This is a genomic window from Xenorhabdus bharatensis (assembly GCF_037996705.1).
Classification (GTDB): Bacteria; Pseudomonadota; Gammaproteobacteria; order Enterobacterales; family Enterobacteriaceae; genus Xenorhabdus; species Xenorhabdus bharatensis.
The window spans coordinates 65644-82911 of record NZ_JBBMXG010000010.1; the positions used below are offsets into that span (position 1 = coordinate 65644).

Here is a 17268-nt window from a genome sequence, read left to right on the forward strand (position 1 = left end):
TATTGAGCTGACTTACTGCATTCAGGCTCTATCCGGCATTATTGTCAGTAGCTGAGCTATCTGTAGTATTGTTCAGCGTACTGTCAGTATTTCCGGCTGCGTTATTTTCTGTCATGCGGCTCTCCGACATAATGCGCCCGTTGCTGAATTGCATCCATGGCAACTGGCGATATATTGTACAACCATTTGTGGTGGAGAGTTCACCTGATTCACCATTCATATTAAAACCGCTGGCTTGTTGTAGTTGGGTAAAATGATTAGCCAGTGACCAAGCATCAATTCCCATTGCGTAGAGGCGCATCAGAGAGTAATCATTTCCGAATTTACTGGCAGCCTGCCTCATCAATGGAACATTCGCTCCTGTCAATAATGGGACATCGCTGAACTGCATGCCATCCATTTCCAGACGAAAATCCGGGCCGGCATCGGCTTTATTACTGCGTGAACTGGCATAAAGAGCCGGTTTTTTGCGGGAGCTGATTGCCATATCAATCATTGGCTTGATGAGTGTCAGCTCATCGGTTGTTGCTACAATGTAGACCGCATCAACCGAGCCATGAGATGTGCTGGTGACAACGGGTAAGAGCTTATCTGCTTGTGTTGTATCAGCAAATTGCGTTTCATTGTCATCAGGAGCAGAACTGCTGACCGGGATTGCGGTTCCGGACATACGGATGCCGACACCACGGTTCATGGATTTTCTCATTTCCGCCACTGTGCCGAAGGATTGCTGTAATACTGTGGAACCTCCTAATTGCTGCCATTCAGTTGCGAAGGCATTTGCCACTCTGCTGCCTAATGCAGAGCGTGGTACTAATACCAATGGATTATGTTTCTGTTGCTGCCAGATATGCTGCGCTGCGCTTTTAGCCTCGTCCTCAGGTGACAGGGAGAAGTAACAGAAATTAGGATGAAGTTGTGTTGTATCCGGTTTATTCAATGCCAGAATATTTAACGGAGTATTTATCTGTACTAACTGTTCTACCTGAGGTTTCAGCAGAGGGCCGACGACGAGAGTGACTCCGTCCTGCTCTGCTTGTGCCAGCAGATTAGCCAAAGGCTGGCTGTCGGTATCATAGATTTTCACCACCTGATGATTGACAGGAACTGAATTAATGGTGAATTGCCCTGTCATATCTGTTTCGGCGGTATCCGCTGTTATCGCCTGATCGGCTTCCACTGTCTTGGTCATGCTGCTATCAACAGAATTCGTGTCAACAGAATTGGTATCAACGGAATCAGTATCAACAGAAGTATTAGAAGTATTATCGACGGCACCACTCGGCGTTACAGTTGATGTATTTACAGGCAGCTCAGGCTTTGGCAGCCCTTTTTGTGCATCCAGAAACCCCTGACGAATCGCATCACCAAATGCTTTCGCCTGACCACTCAACGGCAGGAAAAGCCCGATACTGGCCTGTTGGTCTTGAGTGACATGCAACATTTGTTTCAGAGAGGTAGGCAAGCTCTGAACAGCGGGGTTTTCCGGATAACGAATTTGCCAGTCCCGAATGGCAGAACGAAGTTTGTCAGTATCCTGTTTATTGGTCTGATAAGCATTGAGTAGGTCGAGCCAACCCTGAAGAGTGTATTCATTGGCATTAATGACCAATTCGCTGAGCTGCTGGGCAGTGAGGTGAGTCAGTGCCTGCCAAGTATCATCAATGTTTTGCTGGTGTGCGGATTCATTTTCTATCTTGGGCTCCAGTGCGATATAAGCACGGATGACCTCCAGAGAAGGCTGGTTGCCTGCACTATCAATAATGGCTTGATAGCGGTTAATCTCTGCGCTGATCTTGTCTTGTGGCTCAGAAGGTGGTTGCCCTTGTGGTGTAGGCATGGTACACCCTGCAATAATCATAGTTGTCAGCAATGCTGTGCAGACTAAACCAGTTTTGAAACGCACAAAAATTGAGGGAAGCATACTGTATCCAGTGATGTTTTTTTCAAAGATGCTCAATTTTAAATCGGTCATTCGGATGAAACAATGAATCAAACCAATCGAGCAGTGGTTACGACATCTACGCTGTATGTTGTGCCAACTCCTATCGGAAATCTGGGGGATATCACTCAGCGCGCACTTGAAGTTCTTAAACATGTCGATTTGATTGCTGCCGAAGATACGCGACATACCGGCCTGTTACTTCAACATTTTGCCATTAATGCGCGCATGTTCGCACTTCATGATCATAATGAACAGCAGAAAGCAGATCAATTAATTGCGAAATTACAACAGGGTTTAAGTATTGCGCTCGTCTCTGATGCCGGAACACCATTAATTAATGATCCGGGCTATCACCTTGTCCGCCGCTGTCGTGAAGCCGGAATTAGTGTTGTGCCGTTGCCGGGGCCTTGTGCGGCAATTGCGGCATTATCTGCTGCCGGTCTGCCTTCAGATCGGTTTTGCTATGAAGGTTTTCTGCCCGCCAAAAGCAAAGGGCGTCAGGATGCGCTGCGTGATTTGGCACAGGAATCAAGAACAATGATTTTCTATGAATCCACGCATCGTTTGCTGGACAGCTTAGAAGATATTGTTGAAGTCTGGGGAGCAGAGCGATATGTGGTGTTGGCGCGAGAGCTGACGAAAACATGGGAATCTATTCAGGGTATGCCTGTGGGAGAGTTACTGGCATGGATCAGGGAGGATGAAACTCGCCGTCGCGGAGAAATGGTGTTGATTGTTGAAGGGTATCATAAACCCGCAGATGACAGCCTCCCGCCGGAAGCATTACGGACATTGGCATTATTACAAAAAGAGCTGCCGTTGAAGAAAGCAGCGGCTTTGGCCGCTGAGATTCACGGCGTTAAGAAAAATGCCCTGTATCGCTATGCTATTGAACAAAATGAAGCTGAAATGTGAAATCCATTGTGTATAAGGGGAATGTATGAAAACTCCTATACATCAGGAAATAAACCCCTTATAATCCGCGCCGGAGTTGGCTAGACAGTCGCTGCTTTACTGCTCTCTTCGGGGAAAAGTAAAGGGGAGGAAAGTCCGGGCTCCACAGGGCAGGGTGCCAGATAACGTCTGGGGGGTGAAAGCCTACGACCAGTGCAACAGAGAGCAAACCGCCGATGGCTCAGCCTTTCTTCGTGAGAAGCTGAGATCAGGTAAGGGTGAAAGGGTGCGGTAAGAGCGCACCGCGCGGCTGGTAACAGTCCGTGGCACGGTAAACTCCACCCGGAGCAAGACCAAATAGAGGTTCACATGGTACGGCCCGTATCGAACCCGGGTAGGTTGCTTGAGCCAGCGCGTAAGTTCTGGCCTAGATGAATGATTGTCCACGACAGAACCCGGCTTATCGGCCAACTCCACAGATTCAGCCCCATAAAGCGTCAGCTTTATGGGGCTTCTTCTTTTATTCAGGATATTAGGGCGTGTAGACGTTTGCTCGAAGGAAATTGAGTGAATTGGCGCAAAATTATGCCAGCACATTGGCACTGGCATTTGTCATTATCTGGGTATCCATGTGGGTCGAGTCAATGATGGAGACAAAATATCAACACGCTCTAGTCGCATGTGTGGCATGAAACAACCAAATAGATTGGTAACCTACTTTACACTTAGCCATATAGTGATTTTTCACCTGCTGGACGGGTTTTAAAGCGGCGGTGTAACCAAAGGTATTGTTCGGGAGCATACATTATTTGCCTTTCAATGACTTTGTTCATATAAGCGGCTGCGGATGCTTCATCAGTATGAGGATAATTGTTAAGTGCCGGTTCGATAATCAGTTTATATCCATCGTTATTTTTATTACGGATCAATATGATTGGTACCATCGCAGGTTTAGCCAGACGGAATAAAACAAAAGTGCCATTGGTTGTCGCTGCTTTTTCTACCGCGAAAAATGGCGCAAAGGTACTGCCTTTAGGGCCGTAATCCAAGTCTGGAGCAAACCAAACTGATTCGCCTTGTTTCAAAAACCGAACCATCTTTTTCAGATCTCGGCGATCAATCATTGCCTTATTTGAACGCATACGGCCTTTAGTCTGAACATATTCCATGACTAAGTTGTTATGCGGCCGGTACATTGCCATCATCGGTTGGCACAACCCACTGATACGGCCACCCAGCTCCAGTGACATAAAATGTATACCGATTAACATCACTCCATTTTTTTCACCCTGTGCGGAATGTAAATTCTCCAGACCTGAAACATTAAACAAGCGCTTTACTGCACGGTCAGACCAGAACCAAGCGATACCGGTTTCAGCCAGTGCCATCCCCAGCGATGCAAAATTAGCCGCAATCATATTCTCTTTTTCTTCTTCACTAATGTGAGGAAAGCAGAGTTCGATGTTACGGCAGGTAATACGTTCGCGGCGTTTAAGGAAGTGACGGGATAGTTTACCTGCGCCAGCTCCCAGTCGCATCAGAACAGGGTAAGGAAGCTGAACTAGCAACCATAGAATAGTGAGACCAAACCATGTAAACCAATAGCGTGGGTGCAAAAATAAAGGACGGAACCGAACTTCTTTTTTCATTATAACTTTCTTAAGTGGCATTGGGGCGTGTTGACGCTGACTCAAAGGGAATTGATCGGCATGATAATTTGGTATCTTATTTTCGCCAAAAAACTCGTCACCCGAACTATCATGCCACGACCCATGTTATCAGATCCCGTGCGGCAGAAGCTAAGCTATTTGTCTTCATGCTACAAAACCGGCTTGTCTACCATAAAAAACGCATCAAATAACCGGAATTCGGATAAAAAGATGGATAAGGATTTATATCGTTATCGTCATTTAGTCGAAAATAAGTTTTTCAGAATAAAATATTTCCGTGCAATTGCAAAAAGATACGAGAAATTAGCGCAAAATTACGCCAGTACATTGGCACTGGCATGATATGGCTATCTATGTGGGTTGAGTAAATGATGAATACAAAACCTTAATATGCCCTAGTCAGAAAGCAGGTCAGGGTGATTGATTTCCCAAATCGATCAGCACCCCCTGAAATGCAGAAGTTGCCCGCAGGTTCAGTTGTGTTTCATCCTGAATAAATATTCCATCTCCACACCTGATATGGGCATGATTTGCTGTGCCGGACTTACTGTCAGCATGGATTTCAGCATTACCACTGACAGATTGTAGGTAGGCACGTTTCCCCTGTAAGGGAAGGTTATGAGCGTCACCCGCTTGTAGCATAAGGTAGCTTATCCATGCTGATTGGCGCAGGTGCATGCTGTTTTTCCCGGAAGCTGGTGAAGCCAGTAATGACAGTGGCTGAGTGCTTAACCTCCTGCATTGTACCGGTTGCGGAGCCTGATGCGGTTTGGCATCAAGCCAGATTTGCAGGCGATGCAGAGGTTTTTTCTTACTGAGATTATGCTCGCTGTAGCGTAGATCCTGACGAGTGGAAAATAGCAGGCAGTCCCCCTGATGCGCCTGAATGTAGTTTCCTGCGCTATCACGATATTCCGCTTCACCCTGTAGAATAATATTCAGGATATCGACATGAGGATAAGCCTTTGGCTTGAGTTCTGTTTGTGGGGCGAGTATTTCCTGATTAAGAACTCGTAGTGCCCCATAGTTCAAAAAATTTGGGTCAAAATAGTGACCGAATGAAAAAGTATACTGTGCTTTTAACCAACCGTAATCGGCTCTTCCGCACTGATTTGCTGTTCTGGTTATTATCATGAGTATGTTCTCCTTGCCACACACCGTTAGTCTCAATCTTAATTATCTGGACGTTGAAATGTTAGCCAGTTAATCTGCTCCCTATATTCAAATTTACTGACTGAGAAATTGTGGGTAACGGACATATATGGGTAAAGAACGAGCGTTAACACTGGAATCCCTGCGGGTTATGGATGCAATAGAACGTCGGGGAAGTTTTGCGGCCGCAGCGGATGAATTGGGAAGAGTGCCTTCTGCATTAAGTTATACCATGCAGAAATTGGAAGAAGAGCTGGATGTTGTGCTGTTCGATCGCTCAGGGCATCGCACAAAATTCACCAATGTTGGCCGGATGCTGCTCGATAGAGGCAGGGTGCTGCTTGAAGCTGCGGACAAACTTACCACTGATGCACAGGCGCTTGCCCGTGGCTGGGAAACCCATTTATTTATCGTCTGTGAAGCCTTATTTCCCGTTGAGTCACTCTTTCCCCTTGTGGATAAGCTGGCGAATAAATCGAATACTCAGCTTTCATTAGTCACAGAAGTGCTGGCAGGTGCTTGGGAACGTCTGGAAACGGGTTATGCCGATATTGTGATTGCGCCAGATCTTCATTTCAGGGCATCAGCAGAAATCAATTCACGTCCTCTTTACTCCATCAAAAATGTTTATGTTGCTAGTGTGGATCATCCTATCCACAATGAACCCGAACCTTTATCCGATGCCACGCGGGTTAAATATCGCGGGATAGCGGTGGCAGATACGGCAAGAGAACGCCCTGTGCTGACCGTTCAGCTACTGGATAAGCAACCCCGGTTAACGGTCAGTTCACTGGAGAATAAACGGCAGGCGTTGTTGGCCGGTCTGGGGGTTGCAACAATGCCTTATCCAATGGTGGAGAAAGATATTGCAGAAGGTCGTCTGCGGGTTGTTGGTTCGGAATATATCCATGAAACTAACATTATTATGGCATGGCGGCGTGACCGGATGGGAGAAGCCAAGGCATGGTGCCTGCGGGAAATTCCTAAATTATTCAAATAGCCATGATAACAAAGCCCCTGAGTGAGGGGCTTTGCTGGATGAGGGTATTTTGTTTTATGGCAGGTAATTACCAGTTCTTTTTCAGCAAACGGTCAATACTGAATTTGCCCGGTCCCATCATTGCCAGCAACAGATAACCTGCACCGATGGAGAAGTTTTTCAGGAACATCGTCTGGTTCATATCGTCTGAAAAATCATAGTGGAACAGTAGTGCACTCAGGATACAGAAAATAAAAGTAAATACGGCTGTCGTGCGGGTCAACAATCCGAACAGCACAGCGAGACCACCGCCAAGTTCAAGTAAGATAGTAAGTGGCAGTAAAATTCCGGGCACGTTCATGGCTTCCATGTATTCCTGTGTGCCTGCATAAGCACTTCCTAACTTTCCATAGCCTGCAACAATGAACAGGAGTGAAATTAAAATACGTGCGACTAATAAACCACTATCTTCAAATTTTTTCATGAACGTCTCCAGGCGTGTGTTCTAAAAAGTACAATTAAGCTCATCATTTATTGATGGTATTTGTTGATGGAGAGTATTCTAAGGAGAGGTGTCGCTGGTTGATAGTAAGGAATATTAACAATTTAATGCAATTTTTTTGAAGGAATACCTCAATATACGTAAAGAGATTTGAAAAAGAATCATCCGGTAGAAAATATTAACGCCTGTTGAAGATATTGCGGGCAGTATCAATGAGTTTCCAGACCCCAAGCATACGGAGCGACCAACGATAAAGCTTTTTGGGGTGGCGGATGCCATAGAGCAGTAATATACCACTGCCGACAGCAAAATAAGGCTTGAAAGAGAGAAGCGTCTGCCAGCTATGATCGTAAGTGTGGGTGAGAGTGAGCCATCGTTGACTGTGCTCTGAAAGAGACTGGCGCTGTAGCTGGATTTGTTGCAGTAATGTCTGCTTTCGTTGTTCTCTTTGCAGGCGTCGCGACTTATTCATGGTCGTCTTCCAACATATTGCGATCGATTTTGAGTTGTTCCCGGGTGGCATTGAAAAAAGCCAGATGGCGGGATTTTCTGATAATCCAAATCGTGCCAAGCACGGCGAGAAGCAGCAAGGTTCCTGCGGCAATAGCGATAATGGTAATCTGGTAGACCGGATCAACGGCCAGAAAAACCAGTATTAACAAACATGTTATACCAAGGGCTGCGAATAACAGCGTGAACCCTACCAGCAACAGTAATTTAACCAGCGTGGCGGCGCCCTCTTCCAGCTCAACTGCTGCAAGCTGAACTCGGGTTTCAACCATGCCGACAATCAGGGTTGCTACTCGCCGTAAGGTATTAAATATTCCTCTCCCCGGGCCTTGTGAATGGGGTAATTGCGTCATATTAACGTCTTGCCAGTAATACACCCAGTACGATACCTACTGCTGCGCCGATACCCACACCGGTCCAAGGATTATCGCGGACATAATTATCTGCACGATCCGCTATTTCTTTAGTCTGGCCTGTGAGTTTATCACCGGCATCATTGATAACTGCGCGGGCATCTTTCAACATTTTCTCTGCTTTATTGCGAATTTTCTCCAGTTCTGCTTTGGATTGTTCACCAGAGCTGTTGAGAACGTCTTCCAGAGTATCCGCGAGGGATTGCAATTCAGCACGTAATTCGTCAGAGTTTTTTTTCTGTGGCATGGAACTCTCCTCGTATATATACGGTGAATGAATTTCTACCATAGACGTTTTTATAATGAGTTTAAAGGCAAGATGGTGAAAAATTATCACATGATGCGACAGATTAATCCTAAATATATTGCTGGAATTGGCGTTCAACCCCCTGCAACATGGTGATCCGCAATGCTACAGGGGAAATAAAGAGGGAGAATTATTGAGTAGAATTATTTGTGCGTTTTTTGCGCCAGATAAACGTCAGGCTACCAATCAAACCGATAAGTAACAGACCGACTGGCAATAGCACCAGAAAGTTCATCAGATAGTGTTCATACTCGCGGAATAGGGGACTTTTACCGAGAGCATAGCCCAGAGTCATCAGAATAATGACCCATAAGAAACCGCTGAGCCAATTGAATACCTGAAAACGTGTATTATTCAGCCCGGCAAGGCCTGCCAGAGTGGGTAATAATGTTCTGACAAAAGCAATGAAACGGCCGATTAGCAGTGCTGACAAGCCATGACGATGGAAGAGATTATGGGCACGTTGGTGATAATGGGGAGGAAGATGCGACAGCCATCCCTGAACTAATTTTGTGTTCCCCAGCCAGCGTCCCTGAAGATAGCCAACCCAGCAACCGAGACTCGCACCCGCAGTAAGAACAATTAATGTCGTGGAAAAATCCATTGTATCCTGAGCAACCAGAACGCCAACTAATATCAGTAAACTATCGCCGGGCAAAAATGCCGCAGGTAACACCCCATTTTCCAGAAACAGGATGGTGAATAGCAGAAGGTAAATGACCCAAACTAATGAAGGGTTAGCTAGTGTTACGTAATCTTGGTGCCAAAGTGCATAAATAAGGTCTGTTACAATTTCCATCAAATGTTCCTAAAACGCGGGTTAAGGATTACATCTTACTTTTATGGTGTATTTATGATTTTTTACTATTAAATAATCATGATATACAAAAAGTTATATACGGATTGACAATTATAAGCCTTCAAACTCCTTTCAAATGGCATGAATAAATGACAGGGACACTCTAACAAAATCATCAGTAGTGAAACAGAAAATTTTGGTGAGCAATTGAACATTTGTATGAATATAAAAGTAACATCGTCCAGAGATATCAATTAATTAATTCAGTTATGAAGTTTTTATAAAATAACCCTGTTTTCTGATTTTTCCTGTTGTATAGCTGTATTTCTGCTTTTTCCGGCCAGAAAAACTTCGTTTTATCATCACATAGTAAAAAAAATCCATAAATAATATTGGAGATAATGCCGATTGTGGTGACTATCACCAAAGCAGGTTATTCATATATTTATTTGATTTTAAAGTATAAATTTCAATACCTATTCTTTTTGAGATTTCAAGAGTGCCTGATGAAATAGGAAATGTGTAGAATGGATCACACAAATGTGACTATTTTGTTATCGCTTATTGAGTTAGTTGTATATTTTTATTAATTATTATTTTCAGTTCTACGAACTTTCCTATACTGGAAAAGCAAACACAAAACCAACAGGCTGATTAAGCCAAAATATCAAATGGATAGGCTATGGAAAAACAACAAAAAGGCTTTGTGCAATATATTGTACAGGGAAGCCTAGTCACTCAAATTATTATTGGATTAATTGCAGGGATATTACTGGCATGGATAATACCTTCTGTTGCTCAATCAGTCGGTTTATTAGGGGCTCTTTTTGTCGGAGCTTTGAAAGCTGTCGCACCAGTTCTGGTGTGGGTTCTGGTGATGTCTTCTATTGCGAATCATAAAAAAGGCCAGAAAACTAATATCCGACCGATTGTCGTTCTCTATATCATGGGAACCTTCCTTGCTGCTGTTGTGGCTGTTATCGGCAGTATGTTATTCCCCTCGACATTAATACTGGTGACTAATGATGCCCAAATGTCACCGCCGGATAATATCGTTGAAGTCTTGAAGGGAGTATTGCTCAATGTAGTTGCTAACCCGATTGATGCGATATTAAAAGGCAACTATGTTGGTATTCTGGCGTGGTCGATTGGGTTAGGAATTGCATTACGTCACGCGAAGGAATCAACTAAATCAGTAGTTCAGGATTTGGCTGAAGCGGTGACTCAGGTTGTTCGTGTCGTTATTCGTTTGGCTCCTCTCGGAATTTTTGGTCTGGTTGCTTCTACTATTGCGACAACGGGATTCGAGGCATTACTCGGTTATGTACATCTCTTGGTTGTACTTCTGAGCTGTATGATTATTGTGGCACTGGTTGTTAACCCATTAATTGTATATTGGAAGATACGTCGCAACCCTTATCCTCTGGTTTTTGACTGCCTGCGTGAAAGTGGTGTGACCGCTTTCTTTACCCGTAGTTCTGCGGCCAATATTCCGGTTAACATGGCAATGTGCCGCCGGATGAATCTGGATGAAGATACCTATTCCGTCTCTATTCCATTGGGGGCTACTATCAATATGGCTGGTGCTGCGGTGACTATCACGGTATTGACACTGGCGGCGGTGAATACACTGGGTATATCAGTTGATATTCCAACGGCAATACTGCTGAGTGTGGTTTCAGCAATTGCAGCGTGTGGAGCATCGGGGGTAGCGGGGGGATCACTATTATTAATCCCTCTGGCGTGCAGTATGTTCGGCATCTCCAATGAACTCGCCATGCAGGTTGTTGCGGTAGGCCTGATCATCGGTGTATTGCAGGATTCGGCTGAAACTGGCCTTAACTCCTCAACCGATGTACTGTTTACTGCCGCAGCCTGTCAGGCTGAAGATGCCAAACGGGTACCTGAAGAGTTAGCACGGCGCTAATGATAAACAGGAAGGGTGACTATAAATTGTAGGATTAAGTCACCCTTTTTTATCCGCTCTTTATTTTGTATTACCTCTGCATTTCTGCACTAAATCTTGACTGCCAGCCGGGTTCCCTGATCGATCGCTCTGCGGGCATCCAGCTCGGCTGCGACATCGGCTCCACCAATTAAGTGTACGTTTTTACCCATTGCCTGTAGTGGCTGATACAGTTCTTTCAGCGGCTCCTGTCCTGCGCAGATAATCACATTATCGACTTCAAGACATTGTTGCTCACCCTCACGGCTGATATGTAATCCTTGCTCATCAATTTTCAGGTATTGCACATTATTCAGCATCGTGATGCCGCGCATCGACAGACTGGTTCGGTGGATCCAGCCCGTGGTTTTACCCAGACCTTCCCCGACTTTAGTCTCTTTGCGTTGTAATAGATAAATTTTCCGGGGTGCACGTTCTACTCGTGCCCCTTCTGGCTGTAAGCCGCCTCGGTAAGAAAGTGTCTGGTCGATCCCCCATTCCTGAGAGAATGCGTGGCTGCTCAGGCTACTGCTTTGCCCACTCTGGCTCAGATACTCCGCCGTATCAAAACCAATCCCACCGGCACCGATAATAGCAACGCGCGGTCCGACATGACGTTTATGCTTTAACACATCCAGATAAGTCAGGACTTTTTCATGATGAATGCCATCAATAGCGGGTGTTCGTGGTGTAATGCCGCTGGCAATGACGACTTCATCAAACGAAGCAAGTTGTTCTGTTGTTGCCGTGTGATTGAGTTTGACGTCAACACCATTCAGCGCCAGTTGACGTTCAAAATAACGCAGTGTTTCATGGAACTCTTCTTTACCCGGAATCTGCTTAGCAATATTAAATTGCCCACCAATTTTATTTTCACGCTCAAATAATGTGACATGATGCCCACGGTTGGCGGCTGTGACGGCAAAGGATAAACCAGCCGGCCCGGCTCCGACTACGGCAATAGTTTTGGGAGAAGTCACAGGTTCAGCAGTAAATTCTGTTTCATGGCAGGCGCGTGGATTGACCAGACATGAAGTCAGTTTGCCGACAAATATTCTGTCCAGACAGGCCTGATTACAGCCAATACAGGTGTTGATTTCATCTGCCCGATTTTGTTCTGCTTTTAGCATAAATTCCGCATCGGCAAGGAAAGGGCGAGCCATAGAAACCATATCGGCACAGCCTTCGCTGAGTATCTGCTCTGCAACATGAGGGTCATTGATACGGTTAGTCGTAATCAAAGGAATTGTTACTTTTCCCATCAGTTTCTTAGTAACCCAACTAAATCCGGCTCTGGGCACCATTGTGGCGATTGTCGGGATACGGGCTTCATGCCAGCCAATACCGGTATTGATGATGGAGGCACCAGCCTGTTCAATAGCCTGAGCCAGTTGCTCGATTTCCTGCCAGTTAGATCCCTCTTCCACTAAATCCAGCATGGAAAGGCGGTAAATAATGATGAACTGCTCCCCGACAATAGCGCGCACGGTTTTGACAATTTCTATGGCAAAACGCATGCGGTTTTCGAAACTGCCTCCCCATTGATCCTGCCGATGATTAGTACGGGCAACCAGAAACTGATTAATGAGGTAGCCTTCTGAACCCATGATTTCAACACCATCATACCCGGCTTGCTGCGCCAGTTGAGCACAGCGGGCAAAGTCACTGATGGTTTGTTGTATATCCTCTTCAGTCATTTCTTTGGGGATAAATGGATTAATCGGAGCCTGAAGAGCAGAAGGCGCAACAAGTTTTTTTTGATAACTATAACGCCCGGTATGCAGGATCTGGAGCGCAATTTTGCCACCGGCCTGATGTACTGCATCTGTAATGAACTTATGGTGAGGTAACTCATCTTCACTATTCAGCACACTTGCACCTGCTGAAACTACGCCTTGTGGATTGGGAGAAATACCACCTGTGACAATAAGGGCTACTCCTCCAGCAGCCCGTTCGGCATAAAATTGAGCCAGCCTGCGGGTTCCGTCAGGGTGTTCTTCAAGCCCTGTATGCATCGAACCCATCAGGACGCGGTTCTTTAAGGTAGTAAAGCCTAAATCCAGAGGGGTAAATAAGTGAGGATAATTGCTCATTACAGTCTCCATCGAATAATTTGACGACTCACACATTATTATTGTTTTCAATATGGCTTAGCGATTTGCTAAGTGGTCGGATGAGATTGGTACAAATTTAGACGGTTCCAGTCTGATTGGAATCACTTTGTTAATTGATTGTGACAGATATCATGAAATCATCTTACTCAATGGGTTTGAGGTTTTAGTTAAATAAGTTTCATTTCGAATAAATCTCACAAAAATCACTTCACATTACTTTAATATTTATTTAACTTTTATTTGGGGTGATGATTATTTTTTCAGTTACCCTGTCGTCGGTAAAATCAGCCATGTTATAGGTTTTCTTTAAAAAAGTGCGTAGAAGAAAAAGTGAAAATATTCCAGGATAACAATATGATGCAAAGCATAACTGAACAAGTCACTTTAACAGGGAAACATGTCACTTTAATACCTTTGACACAGGAAAGGCATGATGAGTTCGTCAGCGCTATTGAAGATGGTCAATTACATCAGTTGTGGTACGCAAATGTACCTGCTCCGGATGGTGTGAAAGCCGAAATTGAACGCCGTCTGAGCCTGCATGCACAGGGAAAAATGCTGTCTTTTGCTGTTATTGATAATCAAAGGAATGTGGCAGTGGGGATGACATCCTATATGAATATTGATAACACGCTTCCCAGGCTGGAGATTGGTTCGACCTGGTATGCTGAATCAGCGCAACGTACGCCTATTAATACAGAAGCAAAATATCTGTTATTGGAGTACGCGTTTGAAAAACTTGGTTGTGTTGCTGTGGAGATACGCACTCATTTTCTGAATCAGCAGAGTCGCAGAGCAATTGAACGCTTGGGAGCAAAGCTGGATGGCATTCTGCGTAATCATTTACGGACAAAAAATGGCACAATTAGGGATACTTGCGTATACAGTATGATACTCAGCGAATGGCCTGCCATAAAAACGCATCTTACATGGTTAATGGCGAAGCCTCGCTGAATGTCGTATCAGAAAACCCGTTTTTTGTGATGATTATTAATTGGTGAGAGCACTTTTAATGTGGCTCTCCAAATCATCCAGTAACTGATAACGGCGACGATATTCTGAGCGTTTTTTGCTGGGGATCTCATCCAGTGGTTTTCTTTCAATGATTGATGGCAGATGAAAATCATTATTATCTTTTCTGGAGCCGCTCAGAGATTCCCAAAACGCATTATAGTCAGCCACCATCAGGTGTTTTTTCTTATGCCAATAACGGATACTGCGATAGATATGAGTTTCGTTGCTGACGGCTAAGATCTGTTCACAATTGGTCTGTTCAGCAAAATGACAAATAGACTCGATCAATAAACGTTTAGGGAATAAGCCATGGCACTCTTTTGTTGCATGACGGATAATATCCAGAGAATTATCCCCTTTGGCTGGGCCTTGCAATACACCGATAAATAATGTTTGCTTGTTATTGAGTGTTAATAAAGTAAATGCACATTTTGCCAGAATGACATTTTCTTCTGTAGTCATATATAAAGATAGTTCACCTTCTTTGTTTAAATTATCTAAAGAGTCTATATATATATTAAACGACTCAGTTTTTCCCTGAATAGTTGCCAGTAAATAAGCATCAGTATTAAAAATCTTGTCAATAACAGTTGGCGTAAGCTGTTGGAATAAAATTTTATAATGCTCACTAATTGCATGAACTATCTGGTTTCGTTTGAAGTTAATACTCAAATATGGACGGTGTGGTTTACAGGGTAAACTGGGTTGTTTTTTTAAAATATCCTGATAAATAGGTGTATTGGCAATTCTGTCCAATAGTTTAAATGTAGAAACAGGTGTAAAAAAACTGCGTAAAGCAAATTTCGCCCGATTACTGGAGGAATGCCAGTGTAGCCCTGGTGTAATACGTTTTCCGACAAGATCGGAAAACAGTTTTATGCCTGAATACGTTTTAGTTTCAGATTGTTGTAGATACTTCATTGGTTATAAATCCAAAATAATAAAAGCAGTGGGGCTATTCTACCACTTTTTTATTGGATATATACTCAACATCTTTCAGATTTTCTCTTTGGTGATTTATAGTTACTCGCTAAAGTTACTACTTTGATGAGTCGATGGTTATCTATGAACCCTAGAAAACCGGTTATCTGAGCATTATAATGTCGCTATGAATCTGCCAAGTATCTCATATTGGGTTTAGAGAATTCTTTAACTTTATTTTTGTTATTTTTACATAAATTTTCATTTTTATAGTATTTTCAATATAGATTGTATTTTATAGATGTTGAGTGATCATATTTATTATTTAATGAATATATGAGGTGTTTTCTATAAATAACACGATAACTGTTGATAAACTATTAATCCGAAATGTTAACCCGGAATATTAATTTTTATTCCGGGTGGTGAATATATTTTTTGCAGATAAGATAAATGGATATTACGCAAGCTTCATATGAAGTAACGGAAATGGATTCCCTTGCCCATCAGTTTCTGAGCGGGAAAAAATTTTAAACCCCATATGTTGGTAGAAACCCACACCTTGTTGATTCTGTTCATTCACATCCAGCTCATTAATTTTTAATTCACTGATTGCAAACTCTAACAACATTTTGCCTACGCCTTTGCCACGCATCTCTGGTGATATAAATAGCATTTCCACCCGATTTTTCTCGACACTCAAAAACCCTGCCACGTTATTCTGATCGTTCACTACCTTATAAACGCTCAGATTGGGTAAGTATTCATTTACTAATGGACGCAGCTCATCGATCATCCCCAAAGGTAAAAAATCATGGGTGGCGCGTACTGAGGCTTCCCAAATTTGAATAAGTGCCGGGAAATCATGTTCGGTAGCGTGCTGTATCTGCATTAAAATATCTCCGTGTTTTTAATTTGCCAGTACACGATCTTTGCGACAAATAGCTGCTAATAGCATATAAACCGCAGTAGTCAGTAAGACAAGGAAGAAGAAATCCATTAATCCATTATTCTGCATTGTTCCGGTATGTTGAACCACATGATGTTGAAACATGAAGTTCCCAGCCCCTAATGGACCCATGGCAGAACCGATACTATAACTTAGCAGCATAACCTGAGTAGCGGCAACAATATAGGATGAATCCAGTTTGTCACAGGCAAGTGTGATGGCGAGTGGGTAGAGGGCAAAAGACGACATACCTAACAGCGCCAGCGCCACGATCATGACGATATAACTTTCAGAAAGGTAGGTCATACCGACAGCAAATACACCTAACAGTGAAGCCATGGCCAGTAGCAGGGTTTTACTGACTATAATGGACAATTTGCTGATAATAGGCTGAATGGCCATTCCACCCAGAATAATTGCAGCCATTAATACACCGACCTGTTCGGTATTAAACTTACTTTGGCTCAATGCTAAAGGCATCAGGCCATAGATAGTCCCCATCACAATCCCTGAGGTCAGACAGCCGACAATTGCCGGTTTACTGAAACGAGTAATTTTTTTCAGTGACAGACGCTGATGCTGTAATGCCGGAGGCTGACCCTGACGTAAAAATAATGGCGGCAGTGTTGCAATCAGCAATAATGCTAAAATAACGGCAAAAGGAATCACGCCCTGCGTGCCGATAAAGCCAATGCCCAGTTGACCGAGAGTTGTACCACCATATAGCGATGTCATGTAAAGACCCAGACGTTTTGCACGTTCTTTAGGGTTATCGCCGATCAGTAACCAGGATTCAACCACGACAAAAACACCGGCAACAGCCACCCCAGCTATGCAGCGAATAAGCAACCACATTTCCTTATTGGGGAAAAAAGGCAATACCATAACTGTTGCTGCTAAAAGCAGCAAAAAACTTACAAATGAAAAACGGTGCCCTATTTTGGCAATAACAGGTTCAATCATGAGTGAGCCTATTAATAAACCAACGTAATAAGAACTGGCTAACCAGCTTGCGTAGCTTGTATCAATGCTGAACCCCGCCATTGATAACGGAATTAAGCTCATCAGGTAACCAGAAGCAATCGCAAACACAGTCAAGCCCGCAACAGGTACAAATGCACTGTCATTCTTGCGCAGCAGTTTCACTACTGTCG

At 43.9% G+C, this 17268-nt stretch carries 16 protein-coding genes, 1 other RNA gene and 1 pseudogene; 6 read left to right on the forward strand and 12 right to left on the reverse strand.

The window, feature by feature from the left end:
- Positions 1 to 28: 28 nt before the first annotated feature.
- Positions 29 to 1924 (reverse strand): penicillin-binding protein activator, encoded by a 1896-nt coding sequence (locus AAC855_RS11150; protein ID WP_340609652.1) that lies wholly within the window; start codon positions 1922 to 1924, stop codon positions 29 to 31.
- Positions 1925 to 1987: 63 nt separating this feature from the next.
- Here AAC855_RS11150 and rsmI point away from each other — a divergent pair, with 63 nt between their 5' ends.
- Both rsmI and rnpB read left to right on the forward strand, forming a co-directional pair.
- Positions 1988 to 2860, forward strand: coding sequence for a 16S rRNA (cytidine(1402)-2'-O)-methyltransferase (gene rsmI / locus AAC855_RS11155; protein WP_340609653.1), 873 nt, complete (start codon positions 1988 to 1990; stop codon positions 2858 to 2860).
- 72 nt (positions 2861 to 2932) lie between these two features.
- Positions 2933 to 3318, forward strand: an RNA gene (gene rnpB, locus AAC855_RS11160) — RNase P RNA component class A.
- 246 nt (positions 3319 to 3564) lie between these two features.
- On the opposite strand, the gene lpxP is transcribed toward rnpB, so the two are convergent.
- Positions 3565 to 4488, reverse strand: a complete 924-nt coding sequence (gene lpxP, locus AAC855_RS11165; RefSeq protein ID WP_340609654.1) for a kdo(2)-lipid IV(A) palmitoleoyltransferase — start codon at positions 4486 to 4488, stop codon at positions 3565 to 3567.
- 234 nt (positions 4489 to 4722) lie between these two features.
- Here lpxP and AAC855_RS11170 point away from each other — a divergent pair.
- Positions 4723 to 4877 (forward strand): annotated as a pseudogene (locus AAC855_RS11170) (IS5/IS1182 family transposase); the annotation flags it as partial.
- Positions 4878 to 4920: 43 nt separating this feature from the next.
- Here the strand turns inward: AAC855_RS11170 and AAC855_RS11175 are convergent.
- The gene (locus AAC855_RS11175) at positions 4921 to 5643 is read right to left on the reverse strand and encodes a pirin family protein (protein WP_340609655.1); all 723 of its coding nucleotides are present in this window, start codon (positions 5641 to 5643) and stop codon (positions 4921 to 4923) included.
- Positions 5644 to 5770: 127 nt separating this feature from the next.
- Here AAC855_RS11175 and AAC855_RS11180 point away from each other — a divergent pair, with 127 nt between their 5' ends.
- Positions 5771 to 6661: a LysR family transcriptional regulator gene (locus tag AAC855_RS11180; RefSeq protein ID WP_340609657.1), complete on the forward strand. Its 891-nt coding sequence runs from the start codon at positions 5771 to 5773 to the stop codon at positions 6659 to 6661.
- A 67-nt stretch (positions 6662 to 6728) separates the two neighbouring features.
- Here AAC855_RS11180 and AAC855_RS11185 read toward each other — a convergent pair whose 3' ends face one another.
- The 5 genes from AAC855_RS11185 to AAC855_RS11205 all read right to left on the reverse strand — a co-directional run bounded on the left by AAC855_RS11185 (position 6729) and on the right by AAC855_RS11205 (position 9171).
- Positions 6729 to 7124 (reverse strand): DoxX family protein, encoded by a 396-nt coding sequence (locus AAC855_RS11185; protein WP_340609659.1) that lies wholly within the window; start codon positions 7122 to 7124, stop codon positions 6729 to 6731.
- Between the two features lie 196 nt (positions 7125 to 7320).
- Entirely contained in the window at positions 7321 to 7614 is a 294-nt protein-coding gene (locus tag AAC855_RS11190) for a YqjK-like family protein (protein WP_340609660.1), read from the reverse strand.
- The gene (locus tag AAC855_RS11195) at positions 7607 to 8005 is read right to left on the reverse strand and encodes a phage holin family protein (RefSeq protein WP_340609661.1); all 399 of its coding nucleotides are present in this window, start codon (positions 8003 to 8005) and stop codon (positions 7607 to 7609) included. Before AAC855_RS11195 ends, AAC855_RS11190 begins: the two co-directional genes overlap by 8 nt.
- A gap of 1 nt (position 8006) precedes the next feature.
- Positions 8007 to 8312: an ElaB/YgaM/YqjD family protein gene (locus AAC855_RS11200; protein ID WP_340609662.1), complete on the reverse strand. Its 306-nt coding sequence runs from the start codon at positions 8310 to 8312 to the stop codon at positions 8007 to 8009.
- A gap of 190 nt (positions 8313 to 8502) precedes the next feature.
- Positions 8503 to 9171, reverse strand: coding sequence for a DedA family protein (locus AAC855_RS11205; protein ID WP_340609664.1), 669 nt, complete (start codon positions 9169 to 9171; stop codon positions 8503 to 8505).
- Between the two features lie 682 nt (positions 9172 to 9853).
- Between AAC855_RS11205 and sstT the strand changes: the two genes are divergently transcribed.
- Positions 9854 to 11098, forward strand: a complete 1245-nt coding sequence (gene sstT / locus AAC855_RS11210; protein ID WP_340609665.1) for a serine/threonine transporter SstT — start codon at positions 9854 to 9856, stop codon at positions 11096 to 11098.
- An 89-nt stretch (positions 11099 to 11187) separates the two neighbouring features.
- Here the strand turns inward: sstT and AAC855_RS11215 are convergent, their stop codons facing one another.
- The gene (locus AAC855_RS11215) at positions 11188 to 13209 is read right to left on the reverse strand and encodes an oxidoreductase (RefSeq protein WP_340609667.1); all 2022 of its coding nucleotides are present in this window, start codon (positions 13207 to 13209) and stop codon (positions 11188 to 11190) included.
- 378 nt (positions 13210 to 13587) lie between these two features.
- On the opposite strand from AAC855_RS11215, the gene AAC855_RS11220 reads away from it, so the two are divergent.
- Complete coding sequence (locus AAC855_RS11220) at positions 13588 to 14184, forward strand: GNAT family N-acetyltransferase (protein ID WP_340609800.1); 597 nt, start codon at positions 13588 to 13590, stop codon at positions 14182 to 14184.
- A 36-nt stretch (positions 14185 to 14220) separates the two neighbouring features.
- Here the strand turns inward: AAC855_RS11220 and AAC855_RS11225 are convergent, their stop codons facing one another.
- The 3 genes from AAC855_RS11225 to AAC855_RS11235 form a co-directional block, all read right to left on the reverse strand.
- Complete coding sequence (locus tag AAC855_RS11225) at positions 14221 to 15165, reverse strand: VirK/YbjX family protein (protein WP_340609668.1); 945 nt, start codon at positions 15163 to 15165, stop codon at positions 14221 to 14223.
- A 460-nt stretch (positions 15166 to 15625) separates the two neighbouring features.
- Positions 15626 to 16057 (reverse strand): acetyltransferase, encoded by a 432-nt coding sequence (locus AAC855_RS11230; RefSeq protein ID WP_340609669.1) that lies wholly within the window; start codon positions 16055 to 16057, stop codon positions 15626 to 15628.
- A gap of 18 nt (positions 16058 to 16075) precedes the next feature.
- Positions 16076 to 17260: an MFS transporter gene (locus AAC855_RS11235; protein WP_340609670.1), complete on the reverse strand. Its 1185-nt coding sequence runs from the start codon at positions 17258 to 17260 to the stop codon at positions 16076 to 16078.
- Between the last annotated feature and the right edge of the window lie 8 nt (positions 17261 to 17268).